Consider the following 18,181-nt stretch of genomic DNA (forward strand, 5'->3'; position numbering starts at 1 on the left):
CAATTTGATAATTTACTATATATTAATATAGATAAAAAATGCACCGCTATCTGCGGCGCACTATTTTCTTAATCATCTTATTATATATTCAACTACTTTTTGATACCATAATGGTGTAATAAAGCATCAAGTTGTGGCTCACGCCCACGGAAGTTTTTAAACAAGTTCATTGGTTCATCACTACCGCCTTGTGACAAAATATGGTCAAGAAAATCATTACCTGTTTTAGCATTAAAAATACCTTCCTCCTCAAATCGAGAGAAAGCATCTGCGGATAATACTTCAGCCCATAAATAGCTATAATAACCAGCCGCATAACCTCCTGCAAAAATATGACTAAAGGCATGAGGGAATCTTCCCCACTCGACTGTTGGTGTTACAGCAACACTTTCTCTAACTTGTTTCAGTGTTTCTAAGATTAAAGCACCTTTAGCTGGAGAGTATTCATAATGCAAACGGAAATCAAATAAACCAAATTCTAATTGACGTAAAATAAACAGTGCTGCTTGGTAGTTTTTAGCCTCCAACATTTTATCTAACATCTCTTTTGGTAAAGCCTCACCGGTTTCATAATGACCCGATATAAAAGCTAATGCTTCAGGTTCCCAGCACCAGTTTTCTAAAAACTGACTCGGTAATTCAACTGCATCCCAAGGCACACCATTAATTCCAGCAACAGATGCAGTTTCAATAGCTGTTAACATATGGTGTAAACCATGACCAAATTCATGAAATAATGTGGTAACTTCATCATGGGTAAATAGCGCAGGTTTACCACCAATTGGGCGATTGAAATTACAGGTTAAAAATGCAACTGGTTTTTGTAAATGCCCATCAGCAAATCTCATCTGTCCCAGACAATCATCCATCCATGCTCCGCCTCTTTTATGTTCACGAGCATAGAGATCTAAATAAAAACTGGCTTTATAATCACCTTTTTTATCATAAAGATCAAAAAAGCGCACCTCAGGTGACCAAACTTCAACATCTTTACGCTCTTTAGCGGTAATTCCAAAAACACGATTCACCACAGCAAACAAGCCACTAATTACCTTATTTTCAGGAAAATAAGGACGAAGCTCTTCATCATTAATGGTATATAAAAACTGCTTTTGCTTTTCACTATAATACGTAATATCCCACGGTTTTAACTCACTTGCACCATAATATTCGTAAGCAAAACGCTTCAATTGACTTAACTCTTCTTCTCCTTGAGGCTTCGCTTTTTTAGCCAAATCATTTAAGAAATCAATAACCTGTTGTGGTTTTTCAGCCATTTTTGTTGCTAAAGACTTGTGTGCATAGGTTTCAAAGCCCAATAATTCAGACAGTTCATAACGCAGTGCTAATATCTGTTTGATGTTATTCGTATTATCCCATTTACCCGCATTCGGCCCCTGATCAGATGCTCGGGTTGAATAAGCATGATACATTTCATAACGTAACTCACGATTATCACAATACATCATAACAGGAATGTAACTTGGCATATCAAGGGTTAATAACCAACCTTGTTGTTCCTTAGCCTCCGCTTGAGCTTTTGCAGCAGCAAGAGCACTTTCGGGTAAACCAGCTAAATCATCAATATTGGTAATTAGCTTTGTCCATCCCATTGTAGCATCTAGCACATTATTACTATAACTAGAGGATAGCTCCGATAATTTTGCAACAATCTCGCCATAGCGTTTTTGTTTTTCTTCATCTAGCGCAATACCTGATAATTCAAAATCACGTAATGCATTAGTGATCGCTTTTTGCTGAGCTTTATTTAAACGATTAAACTCTGCACTTTCGCTTAACGATTTATAAGCATGATATAACCCTTTATGCTGCCCAACCCAAGTACTATATTCAGATAATAACGGTAAGCAAGCTTCATAAGCTTCGCGTAATTCGTTGCTATTTTTTACAGAGTTTAAGTGACTAACAGGCGACCAAACACGACCAAATTTTTCATCGGCTTCATCAATCGGCTGAATCAAATTGTTCCACGTATATTCATCTTGTTGAACAACTTTTTCAATTACCTCTCTACAATGCGCGATAGACTGTTTAACCGCAGGTAATATATGCTCAGGTTTAATTTGAGAGAACAGAGGTAGCTCTGAATCAGCTAATAGTGGATTTGTCATTGCAAGTACCTTACGAATACAGATTAAGTTATTTAATTAATATTGGAGCAAATTTTATAAATTCAAGAGAAGAATTACTATAATTTAGTGACAGCTTAAGCTAAAATAACGAAAAATAAAAATAGCAAGTTATCTATATGGATTATGATATCGTCATTGTGGGTCTTGGACCGGCGGGTGCAACTTTAGCACGTTTATTGGACCCAAAGTTTAAAGTACTGGGGTTAGATAAAAAGCTTAGCTGTGGAACAGATGGATTTAACAAGCCATGTGGCGGATTATTAGCAACAGATTCCCAACGTTCATTTATCCGTTTTAATCTTAACCTCCCAACTGATATTTTAACAAATCCACAAATTTTTAGTGTTAAAACTTATGACTTGCAAACACAGCTCGTGCGCAACTATCAACGTACCTATATTAATTTTAATCGCCACAAATTTGATTTATGGCTTAAATCACTGATTCCGACTCATGTTGATGTTAGACACAATACATTATGCAAAAATATCGAACGTATCATTGATGGTTATCAAGTAACATTTATTGAAAATAATGAAGAGAAGGTGATCACAACCAAATACGTTGTCGGAGCTGATGGTGCAAATTCACTAGTACGACGAATGCGTTACCCTAATCATACCTTACGACAATATATTGCTATTCAACAATGGTTTGCCGAAAAGCATCCCGTTCCTTTTTACTCTTGTATTTTTGATAATAAAACGACCAATTGCTATGCTTGGAGCATATCAAAAGATGACTATTTCATTTTTGGCGGAGCCTTTCCAAAAAAGGCAGCAAACGAAAAATTTGAACAACTTAAACAAGAGTTAGAACAAAATGGTTTCATTTTTGGTCCACCGTTAAAAACCGAGAAATGCTCTGTTGTTTACCCACAACGTTGGCGAGATTTTTACGTAGGCAATGAAAATATATTTTTGATTGGTGAAGCTGCTGGCTTTATCAGCGCAAGCTCCTTAGAAGGAATTAGTTATGCTTTTGATAGTGCGGAAACATTAAGTAATATCTTCAATAATAATATTAAAAATCCGAACAAAGCTTACTATCAAAGAACCTTGAAATTACGTTTAAAGCTACTTAGTAAAATTATCAAAGCAAAAATTTTAACTACACCATTTTTACGTAAACTGATTATGAAAAGTAAAATCGCTCATATTAGTAATATCAAATAATACCGACTCATTCGCCGGCATTATTTCATTTTTAACTAAAATTTAAATAGTGATTTACCATAGTCCATTGGTGATATTGCAAAATAATGGGCAACCGTTTGACCAATATCAGCAAAAGTCTCACAAAGTCCTAGATTTTTGATTGGCAAATTTGGACTATAAATTAATACAGGAATATGTTCTCTAGTATGATCACTACCATGCCATGACGGATCGCACCCATGATCAGCAGTAATAATCAAGACATCGTCACCTTGTACTAGTGATAACATTTCAGGCAAACGACGATCAAACTGTTCTAAGGCCTTTGCATAACCTTCAATATTCCGTCTATGGCCAAAATCTGAATCAAAATTAACAAAATTAGTAAACACAATCGTTTTATCTTGTGCAGCCTTGATTTCAAGTAAGCTTGCATCAAAGAGTTCATCAATACCTGTTGCTTTAATTTTTTTGGTGATCCCTACATGAGCATAAATATCCGCAATTTTACCAATTGAAACAACTTCACCTTGTTTTTCTTCCACTAATTTTTGTAAAACAGTTGCTGATGGGGGCTCAACAGCATAATCATGACGATTCCCTGTGCGTTCAAACTGACCTGCTTTTTTACCAACAAATGGTCTGGCAATCACTCGTCCAATATTATATCCGCCTTCAGTAAGCTCTTTTCTAGCAAGTTCACATAATTCATATAGTCGTTCTAAGCCAAACGTCTCTTCGTGACAAGCGATTTGAAAAACAGAGTCTGCAGAAGTATAAAAAATAGGTTTGCCGGTTTTCATATGCTCTTCACCAAGCTCCTCCAAAACGACCGTACCAGATGAATGACAATTACCTAAATAACCAGGCAAATTTGCTTTTTTAACCAATATATCAAGTAATTCAGGCGGGAAACTATTCTCTTTATCAGAAAAATATCCCCAATCAAATAAGACCGGAACACCGGCAATTTCCCAGTGCCCAGAGGGAGTATCCTTACCAGATGATAGCTCTTGCGCATAGCCATAAGAACCAATAATCTCGGCATTTTTATCCAGTCCAATAGGGAAAATCCCACTAGATTCTTCGGCCGCTTTACCTAAACCTAAACGACTTAAATTAGGTAAATGTAACGGCATGGCATTACCTTTGACATCTTTACGATGTTCTGCACACCATTGAGCAATATGCCCTAATGTATTGGCGCCAACATCACCAAATTTGTCAGCATCTTTTGTTGCTCCTATACCAAAGGAGTCTAATACCATAATAAAAACACGTTTCATAATTGCTACTCTCTATTTTTTATACTGACAATAATCTCGTTACTATTTTGACACAGATTTATTGATAAATGACTATATTATTTTTCTGACAATAAGATAAATATTTATCATCAATCTGTTCACTAATAAGTACATCAAAATCGGATAACTGAGCAAAATAAGCTGATTTTAATTCATCAAATTTACTACTATCAGCGACTAAAATATTACGACTCGATTGTCTGATGGCCTTAATTTTCCAATTAACTTCAGCTAAATTAAAACAAGTTACCCCTTTAAATGAAATTCCAGCTGCCGAAATAAATGATGTTGAAGGATAAACAATATCTAACGGCGATGACTCATTAATCGGTGTAAAAATAAGATTATCACTCTCAAACAAGCCACCACATAAAATAGCTTTGCAGTTTTCTCGTTTTTGTAATGCTAAAAATACATTAAGTGAATAACATATACCAGTAAAATGAATGGAATCTGAAATATTATCAATAATATAGGGGATCGTTGTCCCACAATCAAAAAAAACTGTCTCATTATTTTGTATTAATTTAGCCGCTAATAGGCCAATACGCATTTTTTCACTAATATTATGCTGTTGTTGCTCTGAGACAAAATAATGCGATCCATTATCACTATTTTCTTTGTTGCTGACAATATAGCCACCAAGTAGATGAAGAGAAAAAGAAGCTACATCTCTAAGATCGCGACGAATAGTCATTTCAGATACATGTAATAATTTAGCGGCATCTTTTACGTGTAAATTATCATAATGCTGTGATAATTCCATTAATTGATTTAGCCTAGCTTCTCGCTTACTCATTACTAATTATCTCTATGTCAAGAATACTAATAACCGTTACTATTGGATTTTGTGCCAGACACAATCGCAACACCAGCACTACATCCTAAACGTGTTGCACCTGCCTCAATCATTGCTTGCGCTGTAGCCTTATCACGAATACCCCCCGATGCTTTAACACCTAACTGCGAACCAACAGTATCACGCATTAAGCGGACATCTTCAACCAGTGCCCCGCCATAACTAAAACCAGTAGACGTTTTTACAAACTCAACCTGCAAGTCACGGCAAATTTCGCTAACCAATTTAATTTCATCCTTCGTTAGTAAACAAGTTTCCAAAATGACTTTTAATAATTTACCGTTAGCCTGTGTCACTTTTTTTACTTGACGGATATCATCAATAAAATCATCCATACGATGGCTTTTCAAAAAACCGACATTGATAACCATATCGATTTCATCAGCGCCAGCTTCAATAGCCGCTTTGGTTTCAAAAGCCTTAACTGAAGTTAAGCATGAACCTAATGGAAAACCAATTACGGAGCAAGTTTTAACATCTGAGCCTGCTAATAACTTCGATACTAAAGGAACATAACATGAATTAACACATACGGAAAAGAAATGATGCTCTATCGCTTGTTGGCAAAGTGTACGAATTTCATTTTCACTAGCATCCATTTTTAATAGGGTGTGATCAATAAATTTTGCGTAATCAATAGGTTGTAAACTCATAACAATATCTCCATTAAAAATTAATTTATGCCATTTATATTTGTTATTATATGAACAATATAAAGTAATTAAAATAACATTTAATCTAATTATGTTATTTTAATCACAAAAATAGCCAAATTATGTCATTAACAGATAACAAGTACTTATGTTGACTTATGAATCTTAAAAAACCATTGGCTAAGTTTAAATAACGCATAAAACCAATACACATATGGCTTTTAATACAAATAGCAATGATAGCATTTAGATATTATACCGTTTTGATCATATACCTTATCGGTTTATTGTGAAATGTATCACATTATTAAAATAATCAACCATAAAAAGAGATAAAAACCACCAATATAGTACCGTATTTATCACTTTACGATTAGTATAGGAGGCGTACAATAACGATCAGTTAATATCATGTTATGGAGCATAATAATGTCAATTATTAAAAAAATTCAAGCAAGTAAAAATAATGAAATCACTATCAGTAATAGCGTCAAACAAATCAGTTACGGTGAACATAACATTATCCTTATCAATCACCCAACATGTCAGGCTGCAGTCTCATTACAGGGTGCCCATCTCCTTTATTGGCAACCATCAGGTGAAAAAACACCCATTATTTGGTTAAGTGAAGAAGCACTATTTAAAAAACAGACCCCAATTCGTGGAGGTATACCTATTTGCTGGCCTTGGTTTGGTAAAAATGGTGATCCAATGCATGGTTTTGCACGTATTGTTGATTGGCAACTCGTATCTCATAAAGAGACAGCTGACGGTATCGATTTAGTATTACATTTACAAAGTAATGAACAAACTAAAAAGTATTGGTCAAAGGAATTTAATCTAGAATTAAGTTTACATGTTGGTAAAACATGTTCAGCTGAACTTTCATCACAAGGTGATTTTGAGGCGACTACAGCATTGCATAGCTATTTTGGTGTTACTGATATTACAAGTGTTGTTGTTTCGGATCTAGGCCAAGAGTATATTGAACGACTAGCAAAAGAAAACAGGCCTAAAGTTGATGGTCAAATGACATTTAATCAAGAGGTTGATCGAATCTATACTCAACCAGAAAATATTACCTTGATTAAGGATGCAAATCGTACGATAAAATTAACTCATATTAATCATAGTGATATCGTTACATGGAATCCATGGATCGAAAAAGCTAAAGCTACTCAAGATTTAGCAGACGATAGTTACCACCATTTTGTATGTGTTGAAACTTGTCGTATCAATAAACCGATTAAATCGAATTCACAGCAAAAAACAAGCTACGGTCTAAAAATAGAAATTGTTAAATAGCCTCTAAAGAACAAGCCAATTCGATTCAAAAATTGAATTGGCTTATTATCTCTACCACTTAATTGATCTAATTAACTCAATTTCTTCTTCTTGCCAGCCTTTGGACAAGGTTTTAACTAATGCAGCATAACCATCTTCAGATAATCTTAAGCGTGCATCAATATTTTTAGTCACAATATTATTATTACCATAGTTAATTACCCATCGCCCCTCAATGATGGCATCACCAGTATAGGAACCATGGAATCCGTCAATATAGAGTTTAATTCTTATTCTTGGATTTGATACTGGCTCAGTAGTCACAAAATAATTCGGTAGTAAAACGGACAAATCGGTGACAACTCGTTGTTGAATTTGATTTGATAACGCTGTTAACCATAGATTATTACGTGCAGTACTATACTCAATTGCATCTGTTTGGTAAACAATACCTGTTGTATCTAAATAACTTGCAACCGTTACAGAATCAATAAACGCGACATTATCCACTTTTTGTAGTTGTAAGTTATCAATTGAAAAATCACTAGTTAACTGATAGTAAGTTCTATTAGGGGCTGTTGATGAACAACCAGCTAATAATAGTAATAGTGATATCATAATCAGTTTTTTCATGGTTTAATTCCCTTTAGCTTTTGGCTCTGGATCTGTTTTTGTTGGGGCTGCAAAAATCAACGCATTACTTTTTTCATTTAATGTATTGAGTAACGGTGTAAGCTGCTCCATCATACTCTCAAATTTTTTCATATCAGCATTTAATTGATTATGTAGTGTTGATCCGGGTTGTAGTCCTTGTAAAGTCTCATTTAAGGATCTGATTGTTTCTTTTAAATCTTTAGGTAACGATTGTGCATCTTTACTATTCGTAATTTTAGTTACAGAATCAAGTAGCGTTTGAATTTTCACTAATGAATCATTTAACTCTGTCACCGTTTTATCTAGTGGCAATCTATTAAAGTTATCAAGTGCTTGTCCTAATTTCGCTTGTAATTGTGATAAGCCAGCCGGAATAGTCGCAATCGTATCATAACCAAATTCTTTAGCGGCAAGTTCAGGCGTTTTATTATCAACATCAGGATAAAAATCGAGATCAACATATAAAGAACCAGTAAAAAAGTTAGCTGATTTAAGAGATGCTCGTAAACCATTTTTTTGCTCTTTAATAATCAGCTCTGATAAATCAATTGGCACATCAATCACATCGGTTAATCTACCTGGTTCAATATGGATCAATACAGGAATGTTGAAACTTAACACACTCGTTTTTTCTAACATATCTTGAGTATAGAAAGGAACTTCAGCAACTGTACCAATTGTGATTCCGCGGTACTGAACGGGTGAACCTTCACTTAACCCAGCGATTGACTCATTAAAAAATAGTAAAAATGGGTGGAAATCAGAATATTCTGATGATTGTGTCGCTTTTTTATCTTCATACAAGTTAAATGTTGTCATCGATTTCACTTTTGAGCCAAATTTAGCCCCATTAGGAACATCGAAGCTGATACCACCAGATAATAATACATTAAGAGAAGGGATATCGAGACTAGCACCTTTTGATGATAAAGAGAGATTAATTCCCCCCTCTTTCCAGAATTTGACATTCTCTGTAACTAATGAATCATAAGGTTTCGGAATAAATAACTGATACTTCATATTACGTGACTCAATATCAAATTCAGAGTTCTCAATTTTACCTACCGTATAACCACGGAACATCACTGGCGCCCCGAGAGAAAGTACACCACTTTGATGACTAATTAGATTAACTCGAACTCCTTCAGCATTTGGACTCAATAAAGGAGGATTATCAGATAAATCGAATGGCCTATTTTTAAACGAATCTTTTTCATACCCAGGAACAAGTTCAATATAAACGCCAGAAAGAAGCGTACCAAGGCCTGTTACCCCATCTATACCAATTTGTGGCTTAACTAACCAAAAAATTGAGTCATTTTTTAGAAGCGGTTCCATATTTTTATAAATTTGACCTTTAATCACAACTTGATCAAAGTCTTTACTCAATGTCACACTTTCGACAATCCCGACATCAACATTACGACTCTTAATAACTGTCTTTCCTGCAATAATACCATTAGCATCATGAGCTAATAGCGTAATTGTAGTACCTTGCCCAGCAAAATGGCTATACACCATCCATACACCAATAATTAAAGTAACAATAGGGATAATCCAAATCGCTGAAATACGATCACTTTTGATTATTTTTGCCAATTTTCCCGATATCACAGACATAATTCACCTAATTTTTTAATTAACATTATCCCAAATCAATCTTGGATCATATTTATGCGAAGCAATCATAGTAACAACCACTACCGATGCGAAAAAGATAGCACCAATATAAGGATATACCGACATCATTTCCCCATTTCGAATTAATGCTGAAACGACTGAAACTACGAACACATCAATCATTGACCAACGGCCAATAAACTCAACCATCTTATAAAGTTTATTCATTTTACGGCAATTGACATTAGTTTTATTTTTTGCAGCTAAAGCAAAGTAACATAACCAGCTTAATGCGATAATTTTTAATACTGGAATAATCACACTCGCAGCGAAAATAACTAATGCAACAGGGTAATCTCCCTCTTGCCACATATAAATTACACCGTCTAAAATCGTTGAACTAGATAAAGAACCTAAAAAAACCGTATTCATTACCCCATACATATTAGCGGGTATATAGAGTAGTAATGACGTAAAAATTAACGCAATAGTCCATTGAATTTTTTTGCGCTCCCTTAGCTGTCCCTTTGTTTTACATCTTGGGCAACGAGCCAAATTAGCTGGCAAAATGGAGTGGCAACACAGACATAAACGTATATTTTGATCAATCCCGGTCTTACCTGATACTAATGGTGTATCACCTATATAATTTTTAGCAACTTGATTCCAAATATCACGTTGCGAAAAAATAATATAAGATTTTAAGTAAAACACGATAAATAGACAAAATGGTAAAAAGGCCTGGTCGAGCCCTACATCACCATAACTGGTCAATTTAACAAAACTAACTAAAACTCCAGCCATAAAGATTTCAGGCATATTCCAATCATGTAATTTGCCATACCATTTTAATAAATCTCTTTGTCTAAATTTAGATAATGGTAGTCGACTACACAGTATAATTTGGAATATTAAACATAAAACCGGAATCACTAGAACTAATAGCAGAAAAAGAACAGTTAAGGAGAGATATTTATCTTGATATAAGGTATCAGCCAGAGCCAAAATATTCAGATTATTAACAATTCCCATTACCCTTATATCGATAAATATAAAACAGCAAGATAATATCAACATAATCAAAGCACATATTGAATAAATTGTAGTATTCTTTTTCATATGTCGATGTTCAGTTGCTAAACCTGTGTGACATCGAGGGCAAATTGCCTTATGGTTATCAGTAACCGTAGGCAATTCACTCAATAAATCACAATGATGACATAAGATATAATTTTTTAAAGGTTCAATGGCTGACTTCATAACATTTCCGTATTTTGCTATTTTAGCAATTCATCATTATACCGATAAAATATTTTTATCATAAATTCAGAGCATTATTTATCAAATTAGCTTTTACCGTTTTGTATTGCTTCAAGCTCTTCCCACTGAGCAAAAACCTGCTCTAACTCGTGTTCTTTATCTGCTAATTTTTGTAAAGCTTCATTTGTCACGTCGTGAGATTGATTAAAAAAGTTACTATCACTCACTTTTAATTGTAACTGAGCGATCTCTTTTTCTATTTTCTCAATTTTTTTCGGTAGTGCTTCAAGTTCTTTAATCTGTTTATAACTGAGTTTCTTAGTCGCAACTGGCTTTTCAGGAACAACTGTCGCAACAACTTGTTCAGCAATCACTTTATTTTCTTTTGGTTTATCAATCGGTCTGGTTGTTTGTCGTTGATGTAATGCATCAAAATAACCGCCAACGTAGGAATCAATAACACCATTACCTTCAAAGAACCAACACTGATTAACCGCATTATCAACAAACTGTCGATCATGGCTCACCAATAACACAGTGCCACTATATTCGCTCACTAACTCTTCTAATAGCTCTAATGTTTCAACATCAAGATCATTGGTTGGTTCATCGAGAATTAATAAATTGCTTGGTTTTAAAAATAGTTTAGCAAGTAATAAACGGTTTTTTTCACCACCAGATAATGCACTAACCGGTGTTCTAGCACGTTTAGGATGGAATAAGAAGTCTTGTAAATAACCAAGAACATGACGATTTCGACCATTTACAGTCACTTCTTGTTTACCATAAGCTAAGTTATCCATCACCGTCTTATCAGGATCTAAGTCAGCCCGATGCTGATCAAAATAAGCGACTTCTAATTTAGTACCACAATGAATTGACCCAGAGGTTGGCTTAATTTGTTCTAACATTAATTTGATTAGTGTTGTCTTACCAATACCATTAGGACCAATCAATGCAATCTTATCGCCACGCAATACTTGTGCAGTAAAATTCTCCACCAACTTTTTATTATCAATTTGATAAGAAACATTTTCTAAATCAAATACAATTTTACCAGAGCGTAGAGCCTCTTCTATCTGAACTTTAGCCGTACCCATTACTTGACGACGTTCAGAATATTCTTGACGCAATGCTTTAAGCGCACGAACCCGCCCTTCATTACGTGTACGCCGAGCTTTAATACCTTGTCTTATCCAGACCTCTTCTTGTGCAAGCTTTTTATCAAACTCCGCATTTTGTAGCTCTTCGACCCTTAATGCCTCTTCTTTACCGAATAAATATTTATCATAATCTCCCGGCCAAGATGTCACATTACCACGGTCTAAATCAAGAATACGTGTTGCCATTTTGCGAATAAAAGAACGGTCATGAGAAATAAACACAATACTCCCAGGAAAGCTCTTTAAGAAGTTTTCTAACCACCCAATACCATCAATATCCAAATGGTTAGTCGGTTCATCTAATAACAAGATATCTGGGTCATTAACGAGTGCTTTAGCTAGTGCTGCTTTACGTAACCATCCGCCAGATAAAGATGATAGCTCAACTTCAGGATCAAGAGACAATGCGGTCAGTACATTATTAATACGGTTACTAATTTGCCAACCATTTTTTTGTTCTAACTGCTCTTGTAGCTTAGCTAATACCGTCAAATTTTCATCACTTGGATCACTTTCTATTACTTTTAGTAATCGATGATAACGCTTAAGTAAATCAGCAACATCCTGCAATCCTCCCGCAACAAAATCGAAGATAGTACCTTGTATATCTCGTGGTGGATCTTGCTGTAATCGAGAAACTACAACATCATTTTCAAAAATAATCTGTCCATCATCAAGCGCGATCTCTTTATTAAGAATTTTTAATAAAGTGGATTTACCTGCGCCGTTACGTCCAACCAAACAGACTCGTTCACCCGCTTCGATAGATAAACTTGCATGATCTAAGAGAGGAGCATCACTAAAAGAGAGATAAGCATCGTGTAATGTAATTAAAGCCATATAATATTCATTCGTTTTACAGTGTGATTCATTAATGCAAAATTATGCCATGTTATTAACAACAATACACAATAAATCAATAAAATTATTTTAGTCAGTCCAAATTACGCCATTTTTCGTTATTTTTTTATTGTAATGTGTTATTCTAGTGAAAAATCTTACTAAAAAACCTTAATCATCAATAGGATTATCTTTGTGGAATATAAAAAGTATCTATTGCATAATAGGCTAGATATTTTGCGAGAGAAAGGAAAAAGCAGATGACAATGAAAACAACAGGATATCCATGGAAATTTCAACGTATAGGCGGAATTGATCAAGTTATTTTAACCAGTGCTGAAGACATTGCCCATTTAGATGAGCTTGATCCTAAATTATGGGTTGCTTTGAGTTGCCCTGCGTCAGGACTTGAAATAGATGATAAAACACTATCATTACTTGATAATGACAATGATGATCGTATTCGTATACCCGATATTGTTGATGCAATAAAATGGTTAAAGTCCAGACTAATTCACTTAGATACATTGATCGAGTGTAATGATAAATTATCTTTATCTGCAATTAATACTGAAACCGAAAATGGCCAACGCTTACTAGCAACAGCGAAAGCAATTTTGGCAAATATAGAAAAAAGTGATCAAGACGTAATTAGTCTAAAAGATCTCAAAGATTCAACCTTAGTGAATAATAGTAATCTATTCAATGGTGATGGCATCGTTCCTGCTACTAATAAAATTTCACCTGATTTACAAGGGTTTATCCAAGATGCACTGAAAGTAATGGGTGGAGTTAAAGATGCGAGTGGTTTAAATGGGATCGATAATAAGATCGCAATCGCATTTAAACAATCATTAGAAGATTGGATAAAATGGTATCAAAATGTCAGTGCTGCAACCACACCATTAGGTAATGATACAGAAGAAGCTTGGCAATTAGTCCAAGAATTAAAAGATAAAATTAACGACTATTTTTTACGAACAGAATTAGCGAGTTATGCACCGCAAGCTGAAAAGTCATTAAACGTAGATGAAAAGTATATTGTCCCAATGGATAATGGTTTATTATCTGATAGTGCATTAGCTGAATTACCACTTTCAAGAATTGAAGCAGCACAAGATCTTAATTTAACGAGTGGATTAAATCCTATCTGGCGTAGCAAAGTATTACGTTTAATTAATCTAGTAAAACCTTTTGTAAATTCACAAGACTCTCTATCCAAAAGCGATTGGCAAAATATTCAACAAATTTTATCGCCGTACTCGGCTGTAGTCACTTCAAAACCAACATTAGCTAAAGTTGATACAACTATTGCGCCAACAATAACCATTGATAAACTTGGTGAAGCAAAAATTAATACCCTACTCAATAGTGATCTTTTTGAGCAATTTGCTGAACTGGCAGATAAAGATAGCAAAACACCCGCTGCGGCGGCAGATATTGCCGATGTAGAAAAACTAGTTATTTATCATCAGCACCTATATCGATTACTCATGAACTTTGTTTCATTTTATGATTTCTTTGATTTGGATGCTCGCAGTGCTGCCTTTCAAACTGGACGACTATTTATTGATGGTCGCTGTTGTACACTTTGTATTCCGGTTACAGATATTGTGAAACACACCACATTAGCTAACTACTCAGAACTATTTTTAATGTATTGTGAATGTACTCGTAAAAGCCCTGCAGTTAATGGAACACAACAAAAACGAACAATTGTTGCGGCCATGACAGCTGGCGATGCAGATTTTCTACTTGATGGTCGTAATGGGGTATTTGTCGATAATGATGGTAATGATTGGGATGCCAAAGTAGTAAAAATTATCAGTAAGCCTATTAGTATTAGTCAGGCAATTTGGGATCCTTATAAACGTATTGGCCGTTTTATTACAGAGCAAATAAACAAATGGGCGAGCTCAAAAGATTCGGCCATTGTAAGTACAGCAACACAAACAACAGAACCACCAAAGTTTGATATTGCAAAAAGTATGGGGATTTTTGCTGCTATTGGTCTTGCTCTTGGGGCATTAGGCACCGCAATAGCAACAATTGCCAGTTCATTATTTCAATTATATTGGTGGCAATTACCATTTGTATTCTTAGGAATATTCTTAATTATTTCTGGACCATCAGTCATTTTGGCATGGTTAAAACTACGCCAAAGAACTTTAGCACCACTACTTGAAGCATCTGGTTGGGCAATTAATGGCAAAATAAAAATTAGTCTACTACTTGGTGGGTTATTAACCTCTAAAGCAGAGTTACCTAAAAATGCAACACGTAGTTTAACTGATCCAATGAAAAAAAGTCACTGCAAATATTGGGTAGCCTTTATCTTTGCAATTATTGTTGGTGTTGCGGCTGCTGGTGGTTGGTTATGGTATGATGGTTATTTTGATGAGCCGACTGAGTCAACTACAGAGGCAACAACGCAAGTTGCCAAGCAAGATACGACTACAGAGCAGTTAAATAATCAACCAACCAATAATTCTGCTGAGTAATAATAGAGTTAGAGAAAAGTGTCTCCATTTTAAAGTAACAAAATCAGAGACACTTAAGCTATCCGGTTTTAAAGCTTTTATAATACTGATTATTATCTTCATCGAGTTGAATAGTCTGTCGATAAAAAACTAACTATAAAAAACCTCGAATAAATTCGAGGTTTTTTAAAGAACAATATAATTGATTTATAAAATCAGCTAATTAGTAACCATAGTATTGCATATCATTATCGCCACCTGAACGATCACCTTCTGGTAGGGCTCGAGTACGATCAATCGGAACATAAGATCCTGTTGGTGTTTGAATCTGACATTCACTTAAATATATCGAATATTTAGTTGTAGCTTTCATGCTGACCCCTCTAAAATAACATTGAGAGGCACTCCACAAATGGTTCCAGCATAGAACTGCAATAATCAACCATACTGCGACAATACTTAGTAAAACCCATTTTAGTTGATGCCAAACAAATGACCAAAATCCTTGTTTACGAAAACGACAATAAGCAAAAATTAAGACAACAACTGCAGCAAAACCTAAAAATTCATATAACCAAAATAACCACATTTCCTTTCATCCTATTTGATCGAATTTTGGTTAGTTTATACGAAATAAAAGCAAATTACATCCATGTTCCATTACGAATGACACCAACAGCTAATCCTTCTATAGAAAAATCTTGTTTCTGTAAATCGACATCAATAGGAGCAAACTCTTCATTTTCAGCAATTAAACGTACCTTAGTGCCTTTTTTCTCAATACGTTTAACGGTAACTTCCTCACCGATTCTAGCCACAACAACTTGACCATTTCGAGCCTCTTGGGTTTTGTGTACAGCTAATAAATCACCATCTAAAATCCCGATATCTTTCATTGACATACCATTAACACGTAATAAAAAGTCAGCATTCGGTTTAAACAGACTCGGATCCACTTGATAGTGCCCTTCAATATGCTCTTGTGCTAAAATCGGTGATCCAGCAGCAACTCGGCCAATTAAAGGCAATCCGTCTTCATTTTCATCTTCAAGTAGCAAACGAATACCGCGAGACGAACCTGCAATCATCTCAATAGCCCCTTTTCTCGCTAATGCTTTAAGATGTTCTTCGGCTGCATTAGCTGAACGGAATCCGAGTTGTGCAGAAATTTCAGCCCGAGTAGGCGGCATTCCGGTTGAATTAATATGTTCTTTAATTAGATCGTAAATTTGTTGTTGACGCTCAGTAAGTGGCTTCATCCTAAAATCCTGTGTTTTTATACAGATTGTGTGATTATATACAGTAATAACAAGAAAGCCAATATTTTTATCAAAAACAGGCAACTGTTTGAATTAAAGGCTGCCTCTATTGATGAATAATAGAGGCAATAGTAGGCTAATTAGTTTTTGCTTCAAACGCAGATTCAAAAGCTGGTTCACTTTCTGTTTTTAATGAAGAAGAAATAGAACCAATAAAGACAATATCACTAGAAGAGTTAAGCGCAGTCTCAACTGAATCTTGAATAACACCAATAGTAATACCAATTGCAATGACCTTAACTGAAATTTCGTTAGGAATACCAAACATACTACATGCAACAGGAATCAGTAATAAAGATCCGCCAGCAATCCCAGAAGCACCACAGGCACAAACAGAAGCAACAATACAGAGTAAAACAGCAGAGTAAATATCAACAGTGATTCCTGTAGAGTAAACAGTAGCCAACGTCAATACGGTAATAGTAACTGCAGCACCAGACATATTGATTGCTGCGCCTAAAGGAACCGCAACCGAATAGGTATCTTCATCCATTTTAAGGCGTTTACAAATTTCCATATTAACGGGTATATTAGCTGCAGAACTACGAGTAAAAAATGCTGGAATCGCACTATCTTTTAAAGATGTGAATACTAACGGATATGGATTTTTACGCATAACGCAGAAAGCTAATAACGGATTAATCACTAGCGCCACAATCAACATACAACAGACTAAAACTAATAATAGATGAACATAATTTAGCAACTCTGCAAAACCAGTTTCAGCCAATGTTGAAGCGACTAAACCAAACACTCCCAATGGTGCAAATCGAATAATAATTCGCACAATATAAGAGATGGAATAAGATAAATCGGTCATCATGGTTTTAGTGGTTTGATTAGCGTGACGAAGTGCTAATCCAATACCAACACCCCAGACAATCAAACCAATATAATTTGCCTGCACTAATGCATTAACAGGATTATCGATCATTCGCGTTAATAATGTAGTTAAAACTTCTTTAACACCGCTAGGCGGTGTAAGGCCGATTTCTTGAGCATTATCAACAATAGTAATATATGAAGGGAATAGAAAACTCGCAAACGTGGCAAGTAAAGCAGCGGACATCATACCAACAAAATAGAGCACCATTAGAGTGTTCATATTCGATTTTTTACCATGTTGGTGATTAGCAATAGATGAAACCACTAAAACTAAAACCAGTATCGGAGCAACTGATTTAAGTGCGTTAATAAAAAGATGACCGAGTAATGCAACATCAGATGCAGCTTCTTTCGAAAAGAAAGCTAATCCAATACCGAGTATTAATCCACATATTATTTGTGGAATTAAACCGACTTTAAAATATAATCGTATTAATGGATGCTGACGACCTACCATTTTTGTTTTCCTATTCTCAAAATGAACAAAAACTTTATCATTATCAAATCAGTTTTTATAGAAAAAAGTGTTTGAAATAATGTTTTTTTA

14 protein-coding genes are annotated in these 18,181 nt (G+C 34.9%); 3 read left to right on the forward strand and 11 right to left on the reverse strand.

The window, feature by feature from the left end; translation table 11 throughout:
- Positions 1 to 92 precede the first annotated feature (92 nt).
- Complete coding sequence (gene prlC / locus RHO11_05945) at positions 93 to 2,132, reverse strand: oligopeptidase A (protein WVD62661.1); 2,040 nt, start codon at positions 2,130 to 2,132, stop codon at positions 93 to 95.
- A gap of 137 nt (positions 2,133 to 2,269) precedes the next feature.
- On the opposite strand from prlC, the gene RHO11_05950 reads away from it, so the two are divergent.
- Positions 2,270 to 3,328 carry an FAD-binding protein gene (locus tag RHO11_05950; GenBank protein WVD62662.1) on the forward strand — a complete coding sequence of 353 codons (1,059 nt, stop codon included), beginning with the start codon at positions 2,270 to 2,272 and terminating at the stop codon, positions 3,326 to 3,328.
- A 35-nt stretch (positions 3,329 to 3,363) separates the two neighbouring features.
- Here the strand turns inward: RHO11_05950 and deoB are convergent, their stop codons facing one another.
- Genes deoB through deoC form a run of 3 tightly spaced genes read right to left on the reverse strand, consistent with a single transcriptional unit; the run spans position 3,364 to position 6,129 of the window.
- Positions 3,364 to 4,596, reverse strand: a complete 1,233-nt coding sequence (gene deoB, locus RHO11_05955; protein ID WVD62663.1) for a phosphopentomutase — start codon at positions 4,594 to 4,596, stop codon at positions 3,364 to 3,366.
- Positions 4,597 to 4,654: 58 nt separating this feature from the next.
- The gene (deoR, locus tag RHO11_05960) at positions 4,655 to 5,416 is read right to left on the reverse strand and encodes a DNA-binding transcriptional repressor DeoR (GenBank protein WVD62664.1); all 762 of its coding nucleotides are present in this window, start codon (positions 5,414 to 5,416) and stop codon (positions 4,655 to 4,657) included.
- A 26-nt stretch (positions 5,417 to 5,442) separates the two neighbouring features.
- On the reverse strand, positions 5,443 to 6,129 hold the full coding sequence (gene deoC, locus RHO11_05965; protein WVD62665.1) for a deoxyribose-phosphate aldolase: 687 nt from the start codon (positions 6,127 to 6,129) through the stop codon (positions 5,443 to 5,445).
- Between the two features lie 429 nt (positions 6,130 to 6,558).
- Here deoC and RHO11_05970 point away from each other — a divergent pair, with 429 nt between their 5' ends.
- A complete protein-coding gene (locus tag RHO11_05970; GenBank protein ID WVD62666.1) occupies positions 6,559 to 7,434 on the forward strand; it encodes a D-hexose-6-phosphate mutarotase in 876 nt (291 codons plus the stop codon).
- A gap of 51 nt (positions 7,435 to 7,485) precedes the next feature.
- Here RHO11_05970 and RHO11_05975 read toward each other — a convergent pair whose 3' ends face one another.
- The 4 genes from RHO11_05975 to RHO11_05990 form a co-directional block, all read right to left on the reverse strand.
- Positions 7,486 to 8,046 (reverse strand): ABC-type transport auxiliary lipoprotein family protein, encoded by a 561-nt coding sequence (locus RHO11_05975; GenBank protein ID WVD62667.1) that lies wholly within the window; start codon positions 8,044 to 8,046, stop codon positions 7,486 to 7,488.
- 3 nt (positions 8,047 to 8,049) lie between these two features.
- The gene (pqiB, locus tag RHO11_05980; protein WVD62668.1) at positions 8,050 to 9,687 is read right to left on the reverse strand and encodes an intermembrane transport protein PqiB; all 1,638 of its coding nucleotides are present in this window, start codon (positions 9,685 to 9,687) and stop codon (positions 8,050 to 8,052) included.
- 15 nt (positions 9,688 to 9,702) lie between these two features.
- Positions 9,703 to 10,947, reverse strand: coding sequence for a PqiA/YebS family transporter subunit (locus RHO11_05985; GenBank protein WVD62669.1), 1,245 nt, complete (start codon positions 10,945 to 10,947; stop codon positions 9,703 to 9,705).
- Positions 10,948 to 11,033: 86 nt separating this feature from the next.
- On the reverse strand, positions 11,034 to 12,950 hold the full coding sequence (locus RHO11_05990; protein WVD62670.1) for an ABC transporter ATP-binding protein: 1,917 nt from the start codon (positions 12,948 to 12,950) through the stop codon (positions 11,034 to 11,036).
- A 260-nt stretch (positions 12,951 to 13,210) separates the two neighbouring features.
- On the opposite strand from RHO11_05990, the gene RHO11_05995 reads away from it, so the two are divergent.
- Complete coding sequence (locus RHO11_05995; GenBank protein WVD62671.1) at positions 13,211 to 15,451, forward strand: hypothetical protein; 2,241 nt, start codon at positions 13,211 to 13,213, stop codon at positions 15,449 to 15,451.
- Between the two features lie 202 nt (positions 15,452 to 15,653).
- Here RHO11_05995 and RHO11_06000 read toward each other — a convergent pair whose 3' ends face one another.
- From RHO11_06000 to sstT, 3 genes are all read right to left on the reverse strand, one after another.
- Positions 15,654 to 16,019: a hypothetical protein gene (locus RHO11_06000; GenBank protein WVD62672.1), complete on the reverse strand. Its 366-nt coding sequence runs from the start codon at positions 16,017 to 16,019 to the stop codon at positions 15,654 to 15,656.
- 55 nt (positions 16,020 to 16,074) lie between these two features.
- Positions 16,075 to 16,689 (reverse strand): transcriptional repressor LexA, encoded by a 615-nt coding sequence (gene lexA, locus RHO11_06005; protein WVD62673.1) that lies wholly within the window; start codon positions 16,687 to 16,689, stop codon positions 16,075 to 16,077.
- Between the two features lie 136 nt (positions 16,690 to 16,825).
- Positions 16,826 to 18,091 (reverse strand): serine/threonine transporter SstT, encoded by a 1,266-nt coding sequence (gene sstT, locus RHO11_06010; protein WVD62674.1) that lies wholly within the window; start codon positions 18,089 to 18,091, stop codon positions 16,826 to 16,828.
- Between the last annotated feature and the right edge of the window lie 90 nt (positions 18,092 to 18,181).

The sequence above is a fragment of the Orbaceae bacterium BiB genome (assembly GCA_036251205.1).
Taxonomy (GTDB): domain Bacteria; phylum Pseudomonadota; class Gammaproteobacteria; order Enterobacterales; family Orbaceae; genus Orbus; species Orbus mooreae.